General features: G+C 63.1%; 21 protein-coding genes. 8 read left to right on the top strand and 13 right to left on the bottom strand.

From position 1 onward, the window contains the following. Nucleotides 1-244: 244 nt before the first annotated feature. On the bottom strand, nt 245-1,579 hold the full coding sequence (locus tag ACUCCZ_RS10110) for a hypothetical protein (RefSeq protein ID WP_435918289.1): 1,335 nt from the start codon (nt 1,577-1,579) through the stop codon (nt 245-247). A gap of 268 nt (nt 1,580-1,847) precedes the next feature. Here ACUCCZ_RS10110 and rfbA point away from each other — a divergent pair, with 268 nt between their 5' ends. The 6 genes from rfbA (at nt 1,848) to ACUCCZ_RS10080 (ending at nt 9,464) form a co-directional block, all read left to right on the top strand. Next, nucleotides 1,848-2,714 carry a glucose-1-phosphate thymidylyltransferase RfbA gene (gene rfbA, locus ACUCCZ_RS10105; protein ID WP_435918290.1) on the top strand — a complete coding sequence of 289 codons (867 nt, stop codon included), beginning with the start codon at nt 1,848-1,850 and terminating at the stop codon, nt 2,712-2,714. Between the two features lie 351 nt (nt 2,715-3,065). Continuing rightward, on the top strand, nt 3,066-4,643 hold the full coding sequence (locus ACUCCZ_RS10100) for a tyrosine-protein kinase domain-containing protein (protein ID WP_435918291.1): 1,578 nt from the start codon (nt 3,066-3,068) through the stop codon (nt 4,641-4,643). Continuing rightward, the gene (locus tag ACUCCZ_RS10095) at nt 4,640-5,884 is read left to right on the top strand and encodes a zinc ABC transporter permease (protein ID WP_445439679.1); all 1,245 of its coding nucleotides are present in this window, start codon (nt 4,640-4,642) and stop codon (nt 5,882-5,884) included. The genes ACUCCZ_RS10100 and ACUCCZ_RS10095 overlap by 4 nt, the downstream gene beginning before the upstream one ends. An 85-nt stretch (nt 5,885-5,969) precedes the next feature. Then, the gene (locus tag ACUCCZ_RS10090) at nt 5,970-6,971 is read left to right on the top strand and encodes a CgeB family protein (protein ID WP_435918293.1); all 1,002 of its coding nucleotides are present in this window, start codon (nt 5,970-5,972) and stop codon (nt 6,969-6,971) included. Beyond that, complete coding sequence (locus ACUCCZ_RS10085) at nt 6,968-8,017, top strand: prephenate dehydrogenase (protein WP_435918294.1); 1,050 nt, start codon at nt 6,968-6,970, stop codon at nt 8,015-8,017. Before ACUCCZ_RS10090 ends, ACUCCZ_RS10085 begins: the two co-directional genes overlap by 4 nt. A 79-nt stretch (nt 8,018-8,096) precedes the next feature. Continuing rightward, on the top strand, nt 8,097-9,464 hold the full coding sequence (locus ACUCCZ_RS10080; RefSeq protein ID WP_435918295.1) for a glycosyltransferase family 4 protein: 1,368 nt from the start codon (nt 8,097-8,099) through the stop codon (nt 9,462-9,464). 38 nt (nt 9,465-9,502) lie between these two features. Here ACUCCZ_RS10080 and ACUCCZ_RS10075 read toward each other — a convergent pair whose 3' ends face one another. From ACUCCZ_RS10075 to ACUCCZ_RS10040, 8 genes are all read right to left on the bottom strand, one after another. Beyond that, a complete protein-coding gene (locus ACUCCZ_RS10075; RefSeq protein ID WP_435918296.1) occupies nt 9,503-9,640 on the bottom strand; it encodes a hypothetical protein in 138 nt (45 codons plus the stop codon). A 96-nt stretch (nt 9,641-9,736) separates the two neighbouring features. Further along, nucleotides 9,737-10,324 carry a glycosyltransferase family 2 protein gene (locus ACUCCZ_RS10070; RefSeq protein ID WP_435918297.1) on the bottom strand — a complete coding sequence of 196 codons (588 nt, stop codon included), beginning with the start codon at nt 10,322-10,324 and terminating at the stop codon, nt 9,737-9,739. A gap of 160 nt (nt 10,325-10,484) precedes the next feature. Then, nucleotides 10,485-12,377, bottom strand: coding sequence for an ABC transporter ATP-binding protein (locus tag ACUCCZ_RS10065; RefSeq protein WP_435918298.1), 1,893 nt, complete (start codon nt 12,375-12,377; stop codon nt 10,485-10,487). A 3-nt stretch (nt 12,378-12,380) separates the two neighbouring features. Further along, a complete protein-coding gene (locus tag ACUCCZ_RS10060; RefSeq protein ID WP_435918299.1) occupies nt 12,381-13,313 on the bottom strand; it encodes a glycosyltransferase family 2 protein in 933 nt (310 codons plus the stop codon). 311 nt (nt 13,314-13,624) lie between these two features. Next, complete coding sequence (locus tag ACUCCZ_RS10055; protein ID WP_435918300.1) at nt 13,625-14,563, bottom strand: polysaccharide pyruvyl transferase family protein; 939 nt, start codon at nt 14,561-14,563, stop codon at nt 13,625-13,627. 120 nt (nt 14,564-14,683) lie between these two features. Next, a complete protein-coding gene (locus ACUCCZ_RS10050) occupies nt 14,684-16,852 on the bottom strand; it encodes a glycosyltransferase family 4 protein (protein WP_445439678.1) in 2,169 nt (722 codons plus the stop codon). After that, a complete protein-coding gene (locus ACUCCZ_RS10045; RefSeq protein ID WP_445439677.1) occupies nt 16,849-17,865 on the bottom strand; it encodes a glycosyltransferase family 4 protein in 1,017 nt (338 codons plus the stop codon). The genes ACUCCZ_RS10050 and ACUCCZ_RS10045 overlap by 4 nt, the downstream gene beginning before the upstream one ends. Before the next feature lie 32 nt (nt 17,866-17,897). After that, entirely contained in the window at nt 17,898-18,536 is a 639-nt protein-coding gene (locus tag ACUCCZ_RS10040; protein ID WP_445439675.1) for a sugar phosphate isomerase/epimerase family protein, read from the bottom strand. Between ACUCCZ_RS10040 and ACUCCZ_RS10035 the strand changes: the two genes are divergently transcribed. Both ACUCCZ_RS10035 and ACUCCZ_RS10030 read left to right on the top strand, forming a co-directional pair. After that, nucleotides 18,535-18,846, top strand: a complete 312-nt coding sequence (locus tag ACUCCZ_RS10035; protein ID WP_435918522.1) for a glycosyltransferase — start codon at nt 18,535-18,537, stop codon at nt 18,844-18,846. The two genes, ACUCCZ_RS10040 and ACUCCZ_RS10035, sit on opposite strands and share 2 nt — an antisense overlap. A 16-nt stretch (nt 18,847-18,862) precedes the next feature. Beyond that, nucleotides 18,863-19,720, top strand: a complete 858-nt coding sequence (locus tag ACUCCZ_RS10030; protein WP_435918521.1) for a polysaccharide pyruvyl transferase family protein — start codon at nt 18,863-18,865, stop codon at nt 19,718-19,720. Here the strand turns inward: ACUCCZ_RS10030 and ACUCCZ_RS10025 are convergent. The 4 genes from ACUCCZ_RS10025 to ACUCCZ_RS10010 are packed head-to-tail and all read right to left on the bottom strand — an operon-like array spanning nt 19,689 to nt 24,111. After that, complete coding sequence (locus tag ACUCCZ_RS10025) at nt 19,689-21,374, bottom strand: glycosyltransferase (protein ID WP_435918520.1); 1,686 nt, start codon at nt 21,372-21,374, stop codon at nt 19,689-19,691. The genes ACUCCZ_RS10030 and ACUCCZ_RS10025 overlap by 32 nt on opposite strands. Beyond that, complete coding sequence (locus ACUCCZ_RS10020; protein WP_435918519.1) at nt 21,371-22,954, bottom strand: ABC transporter ATP-binding protein; 1,584 nt, start codon at nt 22,952-22,954, stop codon at nt 21,371-21,373. The genes ACUCCZ_RS10025 and ACUCCZ_RS10020 overlap by 4 nt, the downstream gene beginning before the upstream one ends. Then, the gene (locus ACUCCZ_RS10015; RefSeq protein WP_435918518.1) at nt 22,951-23,181 is read right to left on the bottom strand and encodes a hypothetical protein; all 231 of its coding nucleotides are present in this window, start codon (nt 23,179-23,181) and stop codon (nt 22,951-22,953) included. Before ACUCCZ_RS10015 ends, ACUCCZ_RS10020 begins: the two co-directional genes overlap by 4 nt. After that, nucleotides 23,182-24,111: a glycosyltransferase family 2 protein gene (locus tag ACUCCZ_RS10010; RefSeq protein WP_435918517.1), complete on the bottom strand. Its 930-nt coding sequence runs from the start codon at nt 24,109-24,111 to the stop codon at nt 23,182-23,184. Between the last annotated feature and the right edge of the window lies 1 nt (nt 24,112).

Genomic DNA, 24,112 nt, shown 5'->3' with positions numbered 1-24,112 from the left:
CATCAAGCTGTCCTCACGGGCAGTGGTAACTCCACTGTTGGCGGCCCGGCACGTGAGAACCAGCATCATCCTCATGCCATGAGGGCTTTGTCGTCCGCTCGAGGACGGACCGTTGTGCTGTGAGCAGGTGCCAGGTACGGCGTCCGGTGGGACAGGCGTTGACCAACCTACCGAAGACAAAGGAGGGGGAAGGTGAATCTGATTCACCTTCCCTCCCGTTGCCATGAGGACACCCGAGAGTGCCTCAGCACTCGTCGGTGTAGTCCTTGGGCTTTGTGGACATGTCCTCGGGAACCCAGAAGCTAATCGTCACGTTCCCGGGCTCGCCATAGTTCTTCGGCAGACTGGGTGCTATGTGCACTGTGCCATTGGTGCGCACGCCACCAGTGTCGGGGAAGTCGATCTCCCCGGTCGCACTGAAACCATTGTCCAGACTGGGTGCGAGGTAGCTGCTGCCAGCACCGCCGGCACCAATGGCCCCCAACTGTCCAGGGACGTCGCTGGCAGCCCACTTCAAGATCGGGTCGCGCGAAATGACGACGAGTGCCCCGGAACCACCGCCGGCGTAGCCGCCGCCACCCGCGGCCGTGGACAGCGCGATGTAGTCATCAATGTGACCGTCCCCGCGCACGCTACGCTTGCGCTCGAACTTGACTGGCGCACCACCGTTGCCACCACCGTGGTTGCCGCTGCCGTGGTTGCCACCCGACTGGCCTGGAATGATCTTGTCGAACTCGAGGTCGCTGGGCATGTACGAGGTGTTTGCCTTGCTACCTCCGTTGCCACCCTGACCGCCGTGGGCTCCCGAACCTCCGGCTGCAGTGACCTGGGCGTATTCGGTCTCGTAGTGGGACTGACCGCCATCGGCGCCGTCCCAGCTCTTGCCGCCGTCACCGCCGTTGCCGCCCTCTCGGACAGGCCAGACCGTGGACCCCATATTTGCCGCCTCACGCGAATACGTGCCTGTACCGGCGGCTCCACCGCCGCCGGCCACCGCCACGAGCTGGCCCGACCCCTCGGGGTCACCGCCGATGGCTATTGCCGAACCGGCGCCGCCACCGTGGCACCAACGTTCAGACCATTGCTCAGTTGAGACGGTACTGGTGTGGTAGGGCACACCCATTGACGGACCGCCGTTGCCGTATCCGGTTGCGAACTCGACGGCGCCGTCGTTCCATGCAGCCGTGGGCCCGTAGCCGCCGGCCACACCCCAGATGGTGAACTCCTGTGCGGCAGCCGTACCTTCGCCGGGCCGATGGATCTGGCCCTGCACCTGGGCACCGGATCCGCCGCGTTCGCCCCAGCTGTCCTTGGGGCCTGCGCCGCCCGCTCCGCCGCGGATGGAATAGCGGATGTCGGTGGCTTCGGCTGGTACCCGTACGCACTGGACGGTCTCATTGTGCTTTTTCGCGTCGAAGGTGATTGTGACCTGTTTGCGTTGCGTGCTGGCCGCGAAGGCCGGCACCAGTGTCATGCTGGTGATCGCCGGTACCGCCCACGCGGTGCCTTTGGCCACTGACCGACGCGATACTTGCGACGGCCCAGTTGCGTGGACGGGTTCTTGTTTGCTGGTGTCCATGTCTGCTCCTCGAAAAATGACAAAGGTTCAGTCGAGAGTTGTAGGGTCCTGTCGCCAGTTACGGCAAAGTACATGGAAAATGTAGCACGTGTGCATGGTTCACATGGATGGGCCTGGCCACAGTGTGAAACGATACCTCATACAGCTGTCCGGCTTGTCTTCCTGACTGTGTCCCGTTCATCCGGTTGCTCATGTCGATGACGACTGGAAGGAGCAGTGCATATTGCGCTACGCCACGATCATCAGTCTGGCATGACATGATGGGGACATGCGAGGCATCATCTTGGCCGGTGGTACTGGCTCCCGACTCCACCCGGTCACACTCGGGACGAGCAAGCAGCTCATGCCTGTCTACGACAAGCCGATGATCTACTACCCGCTGACGACCTTGATCTTTGCCGGTATCCGGGATGTCTTGGTCATCACCACCCCTCATGAGGCCGAGGCTTTTCACCACCTGCTCGGTGATGGTTCCCAGTTCGGGATATCCATTGAGTTCGCAGTGCAGCCCGAGCCCAAGGGGCTCGCTCAGGCGTTCACCATCGGAGCTGAGTTCATTGGCAGTGATTCATCGTGCCTCATTCTGGGGGACAACATCTTCTCAGGGCCGGGGTTGGGAACTCGCCTCCAGGCCAAGGCTCAATCGGTGGACGGAGCCCTCATCTTTGGCTACCGGGTCGCCGATCCGAGCGCTTACGGCGTCGTCGAGATTGACGATGATGGGTTCGCAGTGTCCATCGAGGAGAAGCCGGAACATCCGAAGTCACATTGGGCGGTGCCTGGACTTTACTTCTATGACAACGATGTCATTGAGGTCGCTCGTGGTCTCAGGCCGTCGGCGCGTGGTGAACTGGAGATCACTGACGTCAATCGGGTTTACATGGACCGTCATCGTCTTCATGTCGAACTGTTGCCGCGCGGCACGGCTTGGCTGGATACGGGGACCTTCGAGTCGCTGAACGATGCCGGCAATTTCGTCCGCGCAATTCAGGCTCGTCAGGGTCTGCAGGTGGGTTGTCCAGAGGAGGCTGCATGGCGCCGGGGATTCCTGTCAGATGATGATCTCCTCGCCAGGGCGGGGAAGTTCGAGAAATCTGGATATGGTGCTTACCTGCGTAGCCTGTTGACCAGCTGAGATCAGGTCCAGGGGTTTCCGATCTGGCGAGTGCCTTCGGTCATCGGCTCGACCAATTCCGTGACGAAGTGGATCCTGGAAGTGCGGGAGACTCGAACCAGCCGTTGGTGTGGACGACCTCGATCTTGATGGAGGGAACATGACGGTTGTCATGTTCCCGGTGCTGACGGCGAGGAGCTCGCCGTTCTTGGCTGTACGGGACTGTGGGGCAGGCTGTTCAGCACGCCGGGCCCTTTTGATGAGGGGTCTTGCCTCCAACTCGCTCGATGTCACGCCAGACTGTAGGCTGTCCGTGCCGGTTGAGAGGCATCACAGCGCCTGCAGCCCCAGAATTGGAGGAGTCCAATCCCCGTGACAGTCGTTGACGTAGTCCGCATTCTGCGGCGCAATCTTGCCCTGTTGATCATCTGCACCGTGATAGGAGGATTGATCGGCGCGGCATATCAGTTGACCCGCCCAGAGGTGTTTACGGCCAAAGCGACAGGCATGGTCGTGGCTGGTGACTCTGCCTCCGTCGGCGGAGCCATGTCGGGCAACACGATCGCCCAGCAGCGCGCAACGACCTACACGAAGCTCGTTGAGACGCGAACCATGTCTCAAAAGACAGCCGAGATCCTCAGGAAACAAGGTATCCCAGAGGCTGCGAGTGGCCATCTGACAGCATCCGCGCCAGGTGACACTGCCTTTATCGACATCAAAGCGACTGGCGACACTGCCAAGAACGCTCAAGCCCTTGCCAATGCGGGGTTGGAGGCGCTCATTTCTGAGGCCCTGCGAATGGAGACCTATGGTCAGACTGCCGGGTCGGGCAACAAGAGCGATGCCCAGTTGGCCAAGATGACCTCGGTGCATGTTCTCGGCTATGAGTCCGCCGGCCTTCCAGCCGGTGACCGTGGGAAGTCGCTGGCACTGTTCCTTGCAGCTGGTTTGGTGATTGGATTCCTTATCGGTGCGGTCATCGCAGTTGTTCGGAAGCAGTTCGACGTCAAGGTCAGGGACCAGGCGACGGTTGAAGAGCTTACGGGTTCGGGAACCCTTGCCGTCGTACCAGATGACAAGAAGCTTGCGGAACAGCGTAAGAAGTCGATTGTCCATCTCTCCGGCGTGACTGGTGAAGCGTTCCGCCAGCTTCGTACGAACCTCAGATTCGCTAATGTTGACAACCCTCCTCGTTCGGTCGTTATCACCTCCGCAAATCCGGGAGAAGGTAAGTCGACGATCTCGACTCACCTCGCGGTAGTTATGGCTCAGGCTGGCGAGAAAGTTGTCCTCATTGATGCCGACATGCGCCGTCCGGTACAGCACAAGGTTTTCGGCACTGAAGCGGGCGTCGGGCTCTCGCAGGTACTTGCCGGTGACGTAAGCCTTGATGACGCACTGATGCGAACCGAGACCAAGCATCTCCAGATGTTGGCCGCGGGGCGTATCCCGCCGAACCCGTCCGAGCTGCTTGGCTCTCAGCGGATGAAGGATTTGCTGACCGAGTTGCGCAGGCAAGGCTATTTCGTTGTCATTGACGCTCCGCCGTTGCTGGCCGTCACGGATGCCGGCTTGCTCGGGACGATAGCGGACGGCACGATTTATGTGGCTGTGGTTGGGGAGACTCACCGCGATCAGGTGTCCTTGGTGGTCAAGCGTCTGGAGCAGGTTGGAGCTCCGCTCCTGGGCTCGGTGCTGACTCGTGTTCCTCGTAAGAAGATGGGCGACGTGCTGTATGGTTATGGTGCGGCCGGTTATGGGTATGGGTCGTACTACGGTGATTATGGAAAGCATGGCTACTACACGTCTTATGGCACGGAGGAGCAGGACAGCCAGGAATCAATTGCCGTTGTCAAGGACGATCGTCAGCCGAAGGAGAGGCTAGTCCGAGTCCAGAAAACGGAACCCGTTGACACGGACCCAGAGCCCACTCCACGTCGAGCCAAATGATCGAGCTGGTTGCTGAAGGGCACACCGGGTCCGCCGCTGTGGCGGGCCAGGGTAGGGGTATGGGCACCAAGGTCCGTAGTCTTGCCGATCGTGTCGGCAGTACGCGGGTTCCTGACTTCTTGTTGGGGTGCAGCCTCATCCTGGGTAGGTGGGACGCGGGTCTGCCGGTTCCCATTGACGTCATTCTCGTCGCAGGTGCGATCTTCGTCTGCGCTTTCGTGCGTCCGACCATCAAGGTACGAGGTTTTGGTTTCTATTTGCTCATGTGGGCCACGGTGCTCGCATGGGTCATCGCGGTCTCGATCCACGAGGGTGAGCCATGGCTGCAAAGGTCGTTCCGGTGGTTTCTCCTGGTTCTGTTTTCGGTCTGCCTGGCGCAGCGGCGGCTGCTGTGGCGTTCCCTCATCGCTGGTTATGCATTCGCCCTGGTCTTCATCAACATCCCGGCGAACTTCACATCGCTGCGAGGCGCTAGATATGAGGGCTTCCTGCTTGGTTTCCTCGGCGACAAGAACGTGGCCGGGATGGTCTATGCGGTGATCGGCATCATGGCCTTGGCCATCCTGCGTACGACGACGACCCGCACGATTGCATTCTTGGTATTTAGTGCGACTGCTGTTGCGACGGGATCTCGGACCTCCATGATGGCGTTTGCGGCAGGGTGCGTCTGGGTGTTCATCCGTGACCGTCTTGGTTTAACCTTGCGCCTGGTTTTGGCGTTCCTTGGCTGGAGTGTAATTCGCTATGTCGAGGAGAACCTTGCCCGGACCGGTGTCTTCGCCGGCAGGGCCGGGACGGACTGGTTCCGTAGTGTCATCGACGTCGCGACGGTGGCCAAGGTGCATGCAGCTCCTTGGTACGGCGAGGGTCTGGGCACAGCATGGGTGTTGGTCTTCGACGACCGCCGGATGTGGTTTCACGACTCCTATGCGGCCCTCCGGGTTGAGGGTGGTATTCCGCTGTTGGTCGCTGTCGTGGGTCTGTTCGTCCTCGTGGTCTGGGGCCTCATGGACCAGCGAACGAAAGTCTCTGACGAGCAACGGGTCGTGGAGGGCGCAGCAATCGCCATCCTGGTGTGTGCGTGGAAACTGGGTGAGGTGTTCTTCACTGTCCCGGCCTTCATCGTCATCGGGGTTGCGCTGTGCGAGCGATACGGTTCGCCCATCAAGGCGCAGGAGCAGTTGTCTTTGGACACTGGCCAAGGCATGGCTGTGGTTCCCATCACGAAGGACGCGCAGTGATGACCGACTCGCTCGATGTCGTGCAGCCGTCAAAGAGTCCGCTTGGGTGGACGCGAAACCGAGATGATTCCTTAAGGATGGTGAAATGATGCGGCTCCTCGTCGTAACCCCCAGTTTCCATGGCTACGGGGATGCCATTGGTGACGCGTTCGAGAGGACCGGTTACGACGTCGTCGTGCATCGGTACGATGCGGCCCCGCGCGTCGAGAAGGCGTGGAACAAGCTGAGGTATGAGTTGCCGGCCAAGATCCGCGGCACCGAGGGACACCTGTCAGCCGAGGTCGTGACGGCCAGGGCGATCGAGCGTGTGCGTTCTGTCCGTCCCGACCTTGTACTCACCGTCCGAGGTGATGTTCTCGGCGAGGCCTATTGGGATGAGATGAGACGGCGCACAATACGCTCGGTCGTCTGGCTGTACGACGAATTGCGTCGCATGGCACTGGACATCGGCAGGGTGGCGTCCGTCTCCACCGTCGCGACGTACAGCCGCGATGATACTGTGGAATTGCAGGGGAAAGGAATCGACGCCCACTACGTTCCAATAGGATTTAACACGTCGACCGTGCCTTCCGGCCGCTGGCCACGACGTGACATCACTTTCGTAGGGTCTCATCTTCCTGCCCGTCAGCAGTTCCTCGCTGCTCTCGTCAGCGCTGGGATTCCCGTGATGGCATATGGTAGGGAATGGTCTGACCACCCCCTCGACCGTCTGAGGACGTGGCGGATCACGTCCACCGGTATTCCGGCAAGACGAGATGTTGGCCTGGGCGAGGCCTACGGCATCATGCGAGATTCGGCCGCGACGCTCAATGTGCACGGTGATCAGGACGGCTTCACCATGCGTACCTTCGAGGCGTGTGGTGTCGGTGGGGTCCAGATCGTCGATCGTGACGACGTCAGTGAGTTCTACGAACCGGGCAACGAAGTACTCGTTCAACACAGTGCTGAGGAGACGATTGAGCTCGCCCGACAGGTCCTCTCGGATCGGACCCGCATGAGTGCCATGCGTCGGGCTGCGAAGGCCCGCACCCTGGCCGAGCACACCTTGGACCGCCGTGCTGCTGTCATTGAGGAGTTGTGGTCATGACAGGTCCAGGACTCGTCTTCCCTGACGATCTCGACGCGTGGTGCCGGTGGTCCGACAGCCGGAACCGGGTGCGGTTCGGACTGGCAGCTGCCAAGAGGTTCGTGCGACATCAGCCGTCCGTCACTCCGGCGAAGCTGTACCTGCCGGTCGAACGTCCCACGACCTTGGTCGTGCTTGACCAGGTCTCGGCGAGTTGCTACTACGCGACCTTCGACCCCTTGGAGCACCTCGACCCTGATCGTACGGCCGTTCTCTCGGCGCATTCCGAGGCCCGCGAGGCCGCGACCGGGGCAGTACGCGTCATGGAGTGGAACGAGGGTGGGTGGCTGCCACCCTCGATAGAACAGGTACTCACCCTGGGAACCTTCAATCACCTGGCTCGCCAGGTGAAGCCCTGGGCCACGAGGCACAATGCCAGGTTCTGCGTCGTCCAGCACGGATTGTTGACGCCCTGGGCGCCTCCGCTGAGCCCGGGGGACCACCTGTTCGCGTGGTCCGAGGCCGACGCCGAATACCAGTGCGCGGGCCGCTCCGACGTCACCAGTGAGGTGACCGGCTCCCAGATGCTGTGGAAGGCTTCGAGGCTGCCCAAGGTGGAGATCCTTGACGAGACGCCCGTGATGCTGGGACAACTGCACGGTGCTGAACTGGGCCGAGCTGCCAAGCAACGGATGTACACGGAGTTCTGCACCTCGACCGGTGCGATCTACCGCCCCCACCCCAACGAGGCGGACGTCATGTCGCGTGTCCAGCATCGCATCATGGCGAGGGCTGGCGTCATCATCAAGGCATCAGGCAAGTCCTTGGTCGAGGAGGGGCGGCCGGTCGTCTCCATCTTCTCCACCGGAACCCTCGAGGCCGCATGCCGAGGTCTGCCGGCATGGGTTCACCATCCGGCCCCACCGGCCTGGATCGAGGATTTCTGGAGTCGGTACAACCTTTCCAGGTGGGGCGACGAGCCGACGATGCCGATTGATTCGTCGGGGGACGAGCCCGCCTCGATCATTGCGAAGACGTTGTCCGGTCAAGGAAGGAATGCAGGCTGAGGTGACTGTCGGCGCTGTCGAACCCACACGGGTCAGTGACGGGCCGTTCGCATCACGCTCGCACGACGGAGGTTGAGTCATGGTGAAGGACACACGGATCGCGCAGGGACCTCTTCCTGCTCTGATCGGCCGCGTACTGGACAAGGGCCGGGAGTTCCTGAGGAACCACCACCCCGGAGCTGGCGTCTGCGCGTGGAGGCCGGTTCTGGACCCCCGACGCAACGCCAGTGTCGCGGGGGAGCGGGGTCCGGGTTCGCGTGGGCCAGCCATCGTCTTCATGCCGTATCTGCAGCCCGGCGGTGGAGCGGAACGCTACGCCGTTGTGACCGCGGCTGCACTCGCGGAGCGCGGCCACGATGACGTCATTCTCGCGAACGCCGACGTCACACACACCTGGCTGGAAAAACATTACGGCCTTGACCTGTCCGGGGTGAGGATCCACCGAATCAAGGATTTCAGCCGGATGGAGCGGCAGGTACCGGTCGCACTGTGCCGCCTCATCGAGGACTGGATCTGGAAACTACAGCTCCGTCCACTCCATGCTGACCTCTTCATCAACTGTGCTTCCAGCAATGAGACCCCGGGGACGGCGCGAACGAACATCTACGTCTGCCACTTCCCGCACAGACGGGACTACCAGTGCACGACCTTCCTGCACCGCCTGTACATGGGTGTCATGACCGTTGCGCGGAAGGTTCTCGTCACCTGGACACCGTTCCCCCACAACTACCAGATGGTGGTGGCGAACTCCCACTTCACCTCCGGACATGTCAGCCGGCTTTGGAACGTCGACTCGACGGTTCTTCCTCCTCCGTGCCCGGCCATGGCGGTTGACGGTGTGGCGAAGGGACGCGACATCATCACGGTCGGGCGCTTCGAACCCGTTGTTCCGAAGGTGCCGAACAAGCGATTCGACGTGCTCGTTGACGCCTTCGCTGGCATGGAGGACCTCCATCGCGAGGGTTGGACACTCCACGTCGTCGGAGCGTGTCCACCGGCCAAGCAGCAGGTCGTGGACGGACTTCGTAGGAGGGCTGGTTCGGCACCCGTCGAGTTCCACCCGAATGTTGACTTCCAGGTGCTGCGGGAACTCTATTCGCGAGCGACGATGTACTGGCATGCGCAGGGCTACGGCGAGGACGCTGATGCCGATCCCAAGACCCAGGAGCACTTCGGGATCACGACGGTGGAGGCCATGTCAGCCGGATGCGTGCCCGTCGTCTATGCGACGGCAGGACCTCGCGAGGTCGTGGAAGGACTCCAGGACGCCGGCCTGTGGCGGACGGTCGAGGAGCTGCGGGCCGAGACGGTCCATATTGCCCACCTCTCCGAGGACGATCAAGAGGCTGCGTCCCGGGCCGCTCGGAAAAGGGCAACCGAGTACGACCACGAGCATTTCGGCGATCACCTCATGGAGGTCATCGATCGCGCTCGGACACAGAGCTGACGTCTCGCGCGGGTGGGTGCGTCCGTCCGTGACTCGTGTCAGCCCTGTGCGCCGTGCCTGGCCCAGTAGTCGAGAACGACACGGATGCGTTCGACCTTGATGACGACCTGTTGGGCCCACACCTTGAGGTCCGGCACGCTCGTCGGCCACCTCTTCGGGTTGACCACCGTCTTCACCAAGTCGGACGTCAGGTCTGAAAGGCGGACACCGTGGCCGCCCGCCTCGACGATGAGATCGCGGTACCCCGCACGCAGGAGCGCGTCGTAACCTGCCTATCCGATGGACTGTCGCACCTGCTGCCAGTACATCTTGCGGGAACGATAGGCAACGGTGCAGTCGGTCGGAGCGACGTCCCAGCCCGCCAGATGAGCGCGAACGCACAGGTCGATGTCCTCGGCGATGGGCAGCCGGGTGTCGAACCCGTCAAGGAAGTGGAAGAGGCTGGCATCGATGGCCATGTTCGCCGCCGCCCCGGTCGGGCACAGGTTGTTCCACACCTGGAAGTTCGGGAATTGCGGAATGTCGGATTTCTCCGGGTCGTCGATGAAGGGATTGAGCGGACCGACGACAAAGGGGTGACGGTCGAGGGCCGCGATCAGCGTCTCCGCCCAGTTCGGGGGAACGATGTCGTCTGCATCGCAGAAGAGCAGCTTGTCGCTCGAAGCGCGCTCGGCACCCGCGTTGCGCGCCGCCGATGGACCGTGCGGCCCGTCAGGACTTGTGGAGATGACGTCCAGCCGGCCGTCGATGGTGCTCCTGATCTTGGCAGCACGCGACCTCGCCGTCTCGGCGGTCGAGTCGGTCGACCGATCGTCGCGACGACGATGACCTCCAGGTGTTTGTCCGTCTCCTGCGTGCACAGGGCGTCCAGTTGGGCACCGAGAGTCTTCGATGCGTTGTGTGCAGGGACAATGACGCTGGCGTCAAACATGGATCACTCCCATTGGTGTGTGCTGGCAGCTGCGCGTTGAACGAAGCGATGGTTCATCGTGGGTCCGGGGACCGTGGCGAGGCCAGCGACTATCGTTCGTCACGGGGGACCTCACGATCGAGGGAGCCCAATTCGACCAGCCGTGCGAAGGATCTCGACGACTTCTGGACCTCGGAGAAGGTTCCCCGAGCGGCGATGTGCCCGTCCTCGAGGTAGATGAGCTGGTCGACGTCGCGGACGGTGGACAGTCGGTGTGCCACCAGCACGGTGGTGACCTCTCCCTGCAGGGAGTGGATCGTGTTGCTGATGGCAGCCTCGGTCTCGTTGTCGAGAGCCGAGGTCGCCTCGTCAAGGACCAGCACCGACGGGTTCCGGTACAGAGCCCGAGCGATTCCGATGCGCTGACGCTGGCCTCCCGAGAGCCTGGCACCACGTTCTCCCACGCTGGCCAGACGCCCGCTCTCGAACTCGCTGGCGACGTCGGTAAGCTGGGCTGCCTTGATGCACTCGACGATGCGCTGTCGGTCCCACGCGTCCTCGGGGATTCCGAAGGCGATGTTCGCGTCGATCGACGAATCAAGGATGTAGACGTCCTGTGGAACGTATGCGACATGGTCGTGCCACGACCTCATGTTGTTCTGGATGTCGATCCCGTCGAAGGTGATGACTCCGTGGCGGTACGGGATCAGGCCCAGGAGGATGTCGATAAGGGTCGTCTTGCCGGACCCGCTCAATCCACACAGTGCAAGGGAGGTGCCGGCCGGGATGTCGATCGTGATGTTCTGCAGCACCGGGTCCGTCCCGTCGGGGTAGGTGAAGGACAGGTCGGTTACTGAGAGGGGAACCGGATGCGGCTGTCCGTATCCGATGCGGTGCACCTGCTTGATGACGTCCTCGTGCGTGGGCAGGGGGCTGTCCGACCGGAACTCCTTGTTGCCGCTCATGTTCTTGAGCGTCCTGACGGTGATGTCGAGACCGCCGGCGCCGAAGCGGACCATCCCGATGCTGGCCGTGATGGCGGACATGTTGGGCAGCAGTTTGATGGCAGCGGCGACGAAGACGGTCAGCGTGGCCATTGCCGACGAGGGATCCGAGGTCATCGAGACGATGGTGAGGGCGATCGCGATGAACATGATCGTGAGGAATTCCAGGATGATCTTCGGAAGACCGGTGTAGAAGTTCGCCAACCTGCTGGCATTGGCGTTCTCGGCGTTCTTCTCAGCGTACCGCGCGATGAACTGGGTGTCGCACTCCTGGACGTTGATCTCACGGAACCCATTCATGGCCTCGACGAGAGCCTTGCTGGCCTCCCACGCCGTCTTCTGGGCGAGATGTCCGGCGTCGGCATTGCGGCGGCCGAGGGCCTTCTGGATGAAGAGGATGAGAATGCCGAAGTAGATGATCGCGAGGAGTGTCGGGAGCGGGGTGATGATGAGCAGCAGGATCATCACCGTGACGCTGGAGAACACCAGTCCGGAGAGGTTCATCATTCCGCCCAGTGACTGGGTGTGCGCGGCCTGTACGGCCGGACCGACATTGCGAATGACCTCGGCGACGTCCCTTCTCTTGTGTGACAGGTAGTCCTCGTGGAGGAAGGCGCTCAGCAGTCGGGACGAGGTCCCCACGGACAGTCGTGCGACGAACCCGGTGGACCACCACGACAGCCATGTCCCGACGACCGCCTTGACGAGGAAGGCGAGCACCATCGCCACGCAGAGTTCAATCGTGAACGTTCCGGTGGACGGGTTTCCCAGCATTCTGTGGGCCACTCCCAGGTAACCCTTGTCGAGGTCGGCCCCCATGAGGACCTGGGTCACGGGCAGGACCATGGCGATTCCGACCATGTCCATCAGCGAGATCAGGGCCTGCGCGCAGAGGTAGAGGACGAGCTTGACCTGGGTCGGGCGGGAGAACGTGGAGATGAGGAACCTCAGGTTCTTCAGGACGCCTCCATGTTTGGGAGCGGTTTCGGTCTTGCCCATGTGTCAGAAGTCTCTCTCCGCGGTTTCGGTGGTCTCGTATCCCGCGATGCCCGACGCCTCGACAAGCAGCGCAATGGCCTTTTGTGCGACCGGGGCTGGGAGACCGGGCAGAGCAGCGTCGAGGCTCTTGGCCAGGGCCTGGATCCGGCGGTAGGACAGGTGGGGGGCGGTGGAGCAGACAAGCTGGTTCCACCTGCTGTCCTCTACCGGACGGACGGCGCCGGAGGTGCCTGGTCCGTGAATCTCGTCGAAGGTCCGACGGGCCTGACCGGAGCGATAACTTCGGCTGACGCGGGCAAGCGTCGAGACCGCCGCTGCGTGGTGCCTTGTCGCGAGGGCGGGATCGACGACGATGGGGATGCCGGCCTGGTGGAGACGCCAGCCGTAGTCGACGTCCTCCCACCCGTAGGCCTGGTAGTGGTCGTCATAGGGCCCGACTTGCTCCCAGATGGCCTTGGTGATGGAGACGTTTCCGGCCCAGTAGCGCCAGGTCTGGTCGTCATCGGCCCGGTAGGCGCCGGCCCGGACCCGCTCGTCCGCCTCAGCTCCGTACACGGCGGTGTAGCGGTTGTCGGGAAGGACGTTGAGGCAGATGCCGATGGTTCCCTGCTCGCGATCGGCGTGGTTGGCGACGTGACGCTCGACGTAGTCGGGCGCCGGCTCCAGGTCGTCGTCACAGCGAATGAGGACGTTGCCCTCGGCGGCTTCGTGGCCGGCGTTGAGAGCCGCGACACGGCCACGATTCTGCGGGAATACCAAGGACCGGATCGGCAGATGGGAATACGTGGCGACGATCCCCTCCGAGCCGTCCATGTCCCCGTCAATGACGACGATGGCCTCCCAATCCTTGGCGGTCTGTGCCGCCAGTGCGCTCAGCAGGCGCGGCAGTCGCTGTGCCCCCCGATACGACGGGATAATGATCGATGCAGTGGTCATCTCAGTCCTTCTGGTTCTCGAGCGGCTGGGCGCTGGGCCCTGATGACCTCGGGGAAGTGCGGCGAGGTCGTGCGGTCATGGTTGAGGGGCTCATGACGGGATGGACCCCACGTCCGGCGATCGCCACCGTGGCCAACTTGAGGTCCTCCTTGCCGGGGAGCGATGCAACCCGGTGCGGGAGCGGTGAAATCGGCGCAACGGGGCATCGTGCACCCAGACGAGAATACGCTGCCTGGAGTTGGTTGTTCCACCTCGTTACGACGCCACTTCCGCGGGGCCGGCGTGGACACTCGGATTTCCGTCATCTCTGCTCAGGCGTGGCCGCGCCACATGGTCAGGCCAATCTCACGTGCCACGTTCCGGACAGTAGAGGTCCTCCCGGTGCGGACCACCGAGGCCTTGGCGAGATCCTTCCGGGAGCGTCGGAGGTCGTTCTTCACGCGATTGACATCATCGACGTCCGGTGACGCCGCGAGGTCCTCGAGCTCCCGGAGGTTGATGGTGCGGGTGAGATCAGCGCGACGCTGGTCGCTGGCCATCGTGTGGTAGGCCGTGTGATAGTCGTTGAACTTGAAGTCCCCGGTGTCGGACTGTGCGTCGGGACGTCCCCAACACGCCGGGATCTCCAACGAGTCAGCCACGATCAGGCCGTGCAACGACGTGGTGAAGATGTGGGAGCAGCTGTTGATGGCACTCACGACCTTGCGGGGCTCTTGGCAGACGTCGATCGCGATCGTGTCGTCGTGCGTGGTGAGTTCCTTGATGAACAGGTGACGCTTGTCCTCGAAGTGCGAGACGATGCCCCACCTGTGCCTACGTGCCCGTGGCAGTCTGATCCGGTCGGTGTACAGCAGCCCGGGATCCCCCAACGGAGTGGTCTCGGGGAGTCCGGCCACGTCACGGGTGAGACAGCCACGGACACCAAAAACCTTGCGGTTCTCGAGGACCGGGGCGTCGGGAGTCAACATGCCCGAGCCCCAGATCCAGGGATGGGGCTTGGTCGGACGGTGGTTGAAGACCGATCCGATGCACAGTAGGGCGGCCTGGGAGAGACGCCTGGAGAACGCGAGGATGCCGCCGTCGGCGAGGACACGGCACGACATGAGGTCGCCGAAGTTCTTCACATGGGTCCACTGGTACACGGTGGTGCAGGGTGCCGAGGGATGGAGTCTGCTGTTGGCCGCCGTCATCGCAGCGGACCTCGAGGCGTGTAGGCGGCGCTGAATCCCGGTCAACTTGCTTGGTGCCATGAGGTTGAAATCTCCCGTTCGTGATGGGATGTCGGGGCGACATCGTTGGTTGAGTTCGGTTGTGGGTGACGTCCTCGACCGCAGGGGAACCCAATGGGGTCCTGGGCTGGGGGCGCCCGTCTACACCTGGTCGTGGCAAGGACTGGGGCCGCGCTCGGGTGCCGGTCGTAGGTGCAACCTGATGGCCCTCGCGAAGGTCTCTGGGGAGAACTTCCCCGCGTGCTCCAATACGGTGCGCTCCTCGAGAGGGTTCTCGCGGAACTGGCGGATGGCCTGCGTCACGGCTCCGGGGGTTGCGGAGTCGAAGAATCGTCCGGAGACGCCGTCCACGACGGTGTCCAGGTAGCCACCGGCATGTAGCCCCAGGCAGGGGGTTCCGAAGGCGAAGCCCTCCACGGGGGTCAACCCGAAGTCCTCCTTGCTCGGCGCGATGACCGCCGACGCGTGGGCGTAGGCCCAACGCAGCTGGGCGTCACTGATGCCTTCGAAGAAGGATACGTTGGCGGGGGCGAGATCGTGCAATTCATCGCGCAATGGCCCTGACCCGACGACGACCAGATGCTCATCGGGCAGATCCACGAAGGCATTCAGCACGATGTCGACATTCTTGTAGGGCATGAGGCGGCTGACCACCAGGAAGAAGGAGGGATGATCCAGTCCCGGTAGTGGCTCCTGGGGGCCGGTGGGATTCAGGGAGTACGGCGGATGCACGACTGCTGCCTCGATCCCGTACACGTCACGGATACGGTCGCGAACCACTGTCGAGTTGCACAGGTACTCGTCCGCGGACGCGGCGGCCCTGCGATCCCAACGTCGTAGCGGTGGGGTGAGCACCTTGAGGACGATCCCCTTGGGAGATCGCCACCAGTGTCCGCCGAGGTAGTCGTCGGCCAGGTAGAGGAAACGGGCGGGGGAGTGGCAGTAGACGACCTTGCGGCAGTTCGGTGGGGTCTTGACCCCGTGCGCGAAACCGGTTGTCGAGACGAGAACGGTGTCCGTCCCCGTCGGCACCTCGGTGTGGTCGAAGGCCCAGTCGTAGAGCGGAAGACCGGCTCGAAAGTGGCGACGGAGCCATCCGATCTTGTTCAGCGGAGAGGTGATGACCTCATGAGTGGAGAACTCAGGGTAGGTGAGGTCCGATTCATACACCGATGTGATGATCGGGGCCTCCGGGAACATTCTGGCGAACTGGGTGACGACACGTTCTGCACCACCTCGTTGCGTGAGGTAGTCGTGGGCGATGGCGACGTGCGGGGCGCCCTGGTCGGGCTCCGGATCGACGTCAGCCAGGATCTCCGCGAGACGGGCGCGTCCGGCCTCGGGGGAGAAGTTCTCCTGCCAGCGGTCGTGAGCTGCGTCCAGGAGACCCTTGTTGTAGCCCTCGGCGGCCCTTTCGATGGCATCGGCCAGGCTGGTGGCGTCGTCCGCTCGCGCCACGAAGGGATGATCGGGGCCGGCGACCTCCTGCAGTGCCCCGGCATCGGTGAGGACGAAGGGGCAGCGCGCCGACATTGCCTCGGAGACGACAAGGCCGAAGGGCTCGGGCCATACAGATGGGAAGACCGAGAGATCGACTGAGGAGAAGAACTCGTCACGGTCCATCCAGCCGCGGTGGTCGACGAGGTCGCCCAGACTCGCGATGCGACGGGCGACGAGTTGGGCGTCGGCCGGGTCGACGAACCGGGATTCCCCGGCCAGCAGTAGCCTGAATCGCCCAGGGTGCCGGCGCTTCAACTCGGCCATCGCCTCGCACAGTCGCGGGACCCCCTTGTCGGATGACAGTCGACCGAGGAATCCGACTGTGACGGTGCCCTCCACCGGGCGAGGAGCACGGTGGCGTGCTGGGGGATTCCAATTCCACATCACCCGGGCGTCGGAGACCGCCTCTGCCATCGATGCCGAGGGGACGACCGTTGCCAGGGTCCCATGACGGGCCACGACAGCCAGGGCGCGCAGCTTTCCGAGTGGGCGTTGGTGCAGGTGGACGACCCGGTCGGGGTGCCCCGAGGTGGCGAAGGCCGGGCGCAGCCCGTTGCACCACAGCAGCCCGGTGCGCTCACTCGCGTCCCAGCGACGCAGATTCTCCAGGTACTTCCCGGTGGTGTCGCCGTGGATGGCGATGACCCGGAAACCCCGCTTGCGGGCTTCCTCAACAACGTCGCCGGGAGTCTGGGGTGCAATGATGGTGACGTCGCGTCCCAATTCACGGGCGGCCTCGGCGATGGCGAGCATCATGACCTCACCGCCGCCCATCGTGCCTTGGTTCGAGGCGATGGTGAAACTGGTCATGCCACAACCTTTCGATAGACCCCGCAGATGCTCTCAACCATGTTCGCCACGGTGGGAATGGCGTCGGTCAGGGTGGGGCGGTTGTCCAGATGGAGTCCCTGCCGGATGGCCACTTCCGCCAGCGCTTCGACGTCATCGGCCTCGGCGATGCACCGGGCAGGAAGGATCTCTGGGTTGCCGCCGACCGGGCTCGCGGCCACGCCCATTCCCTGCGCGAGGGCGTCGAGGAGGGTGTAGGAGCAGTTGTCCGACTTTGAGGGTTGAACGATGACGTCATGGTTGGTCATCGCCTCGCCGGGACGGACGAAGCCGGGGAAGCTCGCCTTGTCCTCGAGGCCCAAGCGGCGCGTCAGGGTCTTGAGAGAGGCTTCCTCACTCCCGGTCCCGGCCACCGTCAGGGTCGCCTCCGGATGCTCACGGGTGATGTGCTCGAAGGCACGAATCGTCGCGGAGATGTTCTTCTCCTTCGACAGTCGCGCGAGGGACAGCAACCGCAGACCAGGCTCGCGGGACGGCGGGGTGGTGGGACGGTCGATGCCGTTGAGCATGACCGTGATCGGCCCCTTCGCATGCCACTGGTGACGTATTTCCCGTTCTGTCGCCTGAGACACGGCGATGACATGGGCGAATCGGTGCAGCCGGACACGGTGGGCTGTCTCCATGAAGACTGCCGAAGCCCGGTTCGGGTGATACATGAACCGGTCGGACGGGATGGTGTGCTCGGTCGAGACCAGCTTGACTCCGGTGCCCACCGAAGCCATTGCCGACAGGAAATCGGCCTTGGCCAGGTGGGAGTGGATGATGTCAGGCCCGAGTTGCTGAACCGTTGCACGCAAGGATCGGACCGCGGTTCCGGTTCCGGTCTCGACGGGAAGGTCGACGACCTTGACGTCCATCTCCCGGAGCTTGTCGGCGAGAGGGCCGGAGGGGCATGAGACGACCATCCGCCAATTGGGGATCCCGACCTGAGCGACGTCGAGGATATGTCGGGCCACCCCGGCGAGGTTGCTCACCGGGGATATCCATAGGGCAGTCGGCTGGTTCATCAAAACCACTGCTCCAGGCGCTCGAGGGCCGTCCAGAATCCCTCACCGTTGTTGACGTGGCCCTGCCAGATCTCCGGGATGAATGTGACTCCTGGAGCCAGCTCGTCGAGCTGTTTGGCGGTCATCGGCCAGTCGATCTCGCCCTCACCGATCTGCGGGCCCTCCCCGTCGACACCTTCGGCGTCGACGATGTGCAGGTGGTCGCTGAGCGGTGCCAGTTTGGCGATGTACTCGCTGAACGGGATCTTGTTGAAGTTGGCGGCCAACTTGGAGTGGGACAGGTCGAGGGTGAGACGACGTCCGTACTGGTTGCAGAAGTCGACGGTGTCGTTGAGGCCCATGAAGAGGTTGTGGTGCTGCTGGCCACCCATGAGCCACGGGTAGGGCGGCAGGGTCTGCGAGGTCAGACGGACCCCGTCCTCGTCGATGCGCTCGAGGGCCTGGGCGATCCGGGCGTACATGGCCGGGCGCTCCTCGGGGGCCACGAAGGCGTCCTTGGTGAACCCGCCCATGGTGCAGATGACGACCGGGGGCTCCTCGGCGTCGAACCACGTGTCGAGGTCACGGGCGATCTGGATGACCTTCTGGACCTCGACGATCGAGCGCTCCCAGGGGTACGGATCCGACGCCACCGTCATGCCCCAGACCCAGGAGCATTTCGGGATCACCACTGTCGAGGCGATGTCGGCCGGCTGCATCCCCGTTGTCATTGACACTGCGGGGCCGCGCGAGGTCGTACTTCCGGTGGATGGGGCTGGACGTTGGTCGACCCCTGAGGAGCTGCAGGCGCAGACTCGAAGGATCGCGTCAATGACTCCGCAGGACCGTCATGAGCTGTCCGCGCGGTGTGTCGACAGAGCGTGCGTCTACGACCCTGACCACTTCAAGGAACGGCTTGCCGACATCGTCCTGATGGACATCAGGACGAACCGAAGTCCCCGACGTTGACAGGAACGAGCAGAGAATGACGACCCTTTCTGAGGCCATTGGGGGAGCCAAGGCCCTAGTGCGCAAGTATGCGCCGAAATCGCTCATGTGGCGTGTCGCGCCGATCAGGCTGTACTGGGCCGGGAGCAACGACGCCAATGCCAATTTCGGGGATCAACTCAGTCCGCTGCTGATCCGAAACCTCTTCGGCGCGGAGGTCAAGTACTCGGGTATCGGTGCTGCGGACATGGTCGCCGTGGGCTCGATCCTCGAGGGGATCCAGAACTTGGCCGAAACTTGTCCATGGATCTGGGGCAGTGGCTTCGTCGAGCCCGGTGCCTCGTGGAACGGGCCTGATATCAAGGTGCTGGCCTTGCGCGGCGCCCTCAGCATGGAACGGTTCATAGAGGCCGGGCACTCCGAAGTACCGCTGGGTGATCCAGGCATCCTTGTGCGTCGGGCGCTACCGCATCTGCAGTGGCAGCCCTCCGACAGGATTGGTTTTGTGCCGCACTTCACCGAGCGAGACAGCGAGAGGAGCCGAGAAATCGCTTCTCACCCGGCGGTGAAGCTGATCGACGTCTGTGCACCGGTCGAGGCTGTGGTGTCCGAGATCCTTCAGTGCAGGCTGGTGTTGTCCTCCAGCCTGCACGGCCTCATCGTGTCCGACTCCTTCGGCGTCCCGAATCAGTGGATCGAGCCGGGGCCGGATATCACAGGTGGTCGGTACAAGTTCGACTACTACTACTCGGCCTTCAGTGTTAAGCGTGACCCCGTCGATCCGGTCGAGATGGTGCGTGAGGCCGACCATGTCGTCTCGTCGTGGCATCCGTTGCCCCATCAGGCAGCCATCGAGACGGGACTCATGAAGGCTTTCCCGATTCACCGTCAATGAGCTCGTTGACGATTCCCGCGAACGCGTCCGCAATGCGTTGCGGTTCGTGAGCTCGGGCAATTGTCGACCGTGCCGTCCGGCCGGCACGGTGAAGTTCCTCAGGTGAGCCGAGTACCCGCTGAAGAGCCTCGCAGTAGGCACCCTCGCTGACTTCCTCAACGAGCCAGCCGGCACCGTCGGACAGCAGCCCGTGAACCCCGGGGGAGACGTCGAAGGCCAGCGAAGGGACACCGTGAGCGGCTGCCTCGATGATGGTCATGCCGAATCCCTCCGAGGAGGATGCCAACAGGTTGAGGGCCGCCCCTTGGTAAACCTCGGAGATGCTCCTCGTCGGCGGCTCGACGACCACACGGTCCTCGGCCCGACAGTCGCGGATGGCCGTACGGATGGCGTCCTCCTCGGGGCCCGCGCCATGGATGTGCAGGGTCCAGCCGCCGTACTGACCGCTGGCGGCCGCTTTGGCGAACGCGCGAACCATGAGCGGCAGTTGCTTCTCCGGACTGAATCGCGCCAGAACGACTGCCCGGCGTGACGTCAGCGATGACTGTGGTGGGTCGATGAGGTCGCTCGGAAGGGCGTTCGGCAGTCCGAAGCAGGGGCAGCCGACCAAGGTATGGAATTTCTGCGCGTCAGCATCGGTGAGGGCTGTGAAACCGTCGACGGACGAGAACTGTGCGGGTATCGCCTCGTACAGCCAGGGTTCTCCGGTGAGGCTCTCGTACTGGGAATGGTGCTGACCGATGTGCAGGCGGGCGCCGTCGGTGGGGAAGTGATGCTGCTGAAGTGCTTGGGCGGCGAGTGCGTGACTGGTGACGAGCACGTCGTGACCGCCGAGGAGTGGCACTGTCAGCCTGAGCCTCAAAATGTCGGCAAGGTGATCGACTCGCTTGAGCGCCACCTTGAGGAGGCTACGCATGATGCTGTGACCTCCACCGTTGCGCAGGGTCGGTCCTCGGTGGAGCTCAGGATCCCGGATGATGGTCCTGGTCGGGACCGGGGAGACACCGGTGCCCGGTTTGACCGACAGGTGCCTCACCTCGATTCCACGGTCCACCAACGCCTCGGAGAGGTTCATGACGGCGGTCGACCCGCCGCTCATCTCGGGCACCCGAGGAGCGAGGAAGACGACTCGGTGGATCTGGTCGGGGAGGTTGACAAGATCAGGGATGTCATCACCAGGGTTGAGTCGCTGCTCCTGCTCACGGACCTGCCGCTGGAGTGCGGTCATCTCGGTTCGAAGCGTCGGCGTCCAGACGCTCAGTCGGTTCGAGATCCTTGCGAACGTGTGGCGCAGGTCATGGGTGAGGTCATCGGAAGGGACCGAACGGGTCACCCACACATGTCCTATGCGCTCGAGATCGTGCTCGGAAACGGACATCACATGGTCCGAGTCGCGGATGACCCAGCCGAACACCTGGCCATGACGTGCCCGGATGGCGGCTGCCAGGTCGGGGAGACTTGTGGCAACCACCAGGGTGATTCGTCGCCGCGCACCTGCCAGGAGCGCATTAGCGCGGCCGGATGACTCGGGTTGCAGCACGGTGGGGCTGGGGACCTCCCACAAACGTGCGGCGAGGGCGGCTGCCTTCTCGCACCGTTCATCCTGTTCAGGGATGCCAGACGGAACCCAGCACACCTCCACGCGTCGGGTCATGAGGGGTGGGCCTTCGTACGGGAGTCGAGATCACCGAGCTCCACCAGTCGCGCGAACGACGGCGATTGCTGCTCGACCTGCGCGAACGTTCCACGAGCGGTGATCTCCCCGTTCTCGAGGAACAGGAGTTGATCGACGTCGCGAACGGTCGACAGTCGGTGGGCGACGATGATCGTGGTCACCTTTCCCTGAAGGCCATTGATCGTCTTGGTGATCTTGGCCTCGGTGGCATTGTCTAGGGCCGACGTCGCCTCGTCGAGGACCAGCACCTGGGGGTCCCGGTACAGGGCACGGGCGATACCGATTCGCTGACGCTGACCGCCCGACAGCCGCGCGCCCTTGGGGCCGATGCCGGTGTTCAGGCCTTCGGGCAGCTCGTCGACGATGTCCCTGAGTTGGGCGGCGTCGATGCACGCGTTGATGCGGTCGTCGTCCCATTCGGACTCAGGTATGCCGAAAGCAATGTTCGCTCGTACCGAGTCGTTGATGAGAAAAACATCTTGTGGGACGTAGGCGATGTTCTCGTGCCACTGGGTTTCGTTGGTGACGATGTTCATGCCACCGAAGGCCACGCTTCCGCCGTTCGGCTTGATGAGGCCGAGCATGATGTTGACCAAGGTGGTCTTTCCCGATCCGGAAACACCGCACAACGCGAGGGAAGTGCCCGGAGGGATCGTGAAGCTCACATCGTTGAGGACGGGCCGGTCCCCGTCCGGATAGCTGAAGGTGATGTCACGCACCTCGATGGTGTGCGGGTGCTTCTCGTACTCCGGGGGCAGATCAGCCGACGGGTAGTCACACTCTGCCGAGGTGTCGATCTGGTGGGACGCGATGAGGGGGCGCAGGGTGTTGACCGTGATCTCGAGACCGGTCTTGCCGTAGTTGATGGTTCCCATCGTGGCGTTGATGGCGGACATGGACGGCAGCAGTTTGATGGCTGCGGCAATGAATACTGAGAACGTTGCCATGAGGGCCGGCGGGTTGGGGGCATTCGCGATGAAGACGAGGATCACCGACAGGAAAATGATGGTGATGACCTCGAGGATGGACTTGGGAAGCCCCGTGTAGAAGTTCGCCTTGCGGACGGTTTCCGCATTGTCCAGGACTGCACGGTGGTACCGATCGACGAAATACGGCTGGGAGTCGTGCATCGACACCTCGCGGAACCCGTCCATGGGCTCGATGAGTCGCTTGCTCACCGTCCACGCCGTCTCCTGTGCCTTGCGGCCAGCGGTCGAGTTGACCGGACTCAGGAAGCGTTGCAGGAAGAACATCGACACGCCGAAGAAGACGATGGCACCGAGGGTTGCAGCCGGGGTGATGAGGAAGAGCAGGATCAGGATTGCGAGGACCGACGTCAACTGGCCAGTCAGTATGAGCACGCCCCCGACGACCTGCATGTGGGCCGCGGTGACGGAGGGGCCGACGGCGCGGATGAGTTCTGGTACGTCCCTCTTCTTGTGATCGAGGTAGTCCTCATTGAGGTAAACCTTGAGAAGGTTCGCTGAGGTTCCCGCCATGAGACGGGTCACCAAACCTGTTTGCCACCAGTTCAGCAGGATGGTTCCAACCGCCTTCACGAGGGATTCCCGAAGATCGACGCCGCGACGCCGATGTACCCCTGATCAGTGGGAGCACCCATGAGGATCTGGGCGACCGGGAGGATCAGCGCGATACCGGCGAAGTCCATCAGTGCTATCGCTGCCTGCCCGATGACAGATGCGACGAGTTGCGGTTTGGTGTCGTCGGGGAAGGTGCTTATCAGGAAGCGAAGCTGCTTGGAAAAGGATTCTTTTGGCTCGGTCATTCAGAAGTCCCTTTCGGCGGTCTCGCTGGATTCGTGGCCGGCGATGCCCGAGGATTCCACGAGCAGGGCGATGGCCTTGCGGGCCACCGGGACCGGCAAGACGGGAAGGGCGGTGTCGAGGGCCTTGGCCAGGGCCCGGGTTCTGTCATAGCTCAGGTGATCGGCGGTCCATCCCACTAGACGGTTCCACGTTGAGTCGTCCGTCGGGCGACCGGGTCCGGAGACTTCCGCGCCATGGATCCGGTCGAAGAGCTGTCTCGCCTGGCCGGAACGATAGGCACGGGGAGCACGGGATGCGGTACTGACAGCGGCGGCGTGATGCCGTGTCGCGAGGGTGGGATCGATCACCACCGGAATGCCGGCCTCGCGGAGTCGCCAACCGTAGTCGACGTCCTCCCATCCGTAGGCTTGGTACCGGGTGTCGTAACTGCCGATGCGGTTCCAGATGTCGCGCGTCACCGAGACGTTGCCCGCCCAGAAACGCCATGTGGTGTCCGCAGAGGCGTTGTACGCACCTGCACGGAACAGCTCGTCCGCCTGGGCCCCGTAGACGGTCGTGTATCGGGTGTCGGGAAGGACATTGAGGCAGATGCCGATGGTGCCTTGGTCCTGCTCAGTGTGGCTGGTCACATGACGTTCGACGTAGTTGGGAGCCGGCTCCAGATCGTCGTCGCACCGGATGAGGACATCCCCGATCGCGGCCTCGTGGCCGGCGTTGAGGGCCGCAACCCTTCCGCGATTCCGTGGGAACACCACGGAGCGGATGGGCAGGTGGGAGTACCTGGCCACGACTTCCTCGGAGCCATCCATGTCACCGTCGATGACGACGATGGCCTCCCAGTCGTCGGTCGGGGCCGCAAGGGCACTCAGCAACCGGGGGAGACGGTCAGCTCCCCGGTACGACGGGATGATGATCGATGCAGTGGTCATC

The organism is Cutibacterium nasicola, assembly GCF_052654715.2.
The sequence above is the reverse complement of the archived record's forward strand: the minus strand, read 5'-3'. Positions and strand labels throughout refer to the sequence as shown.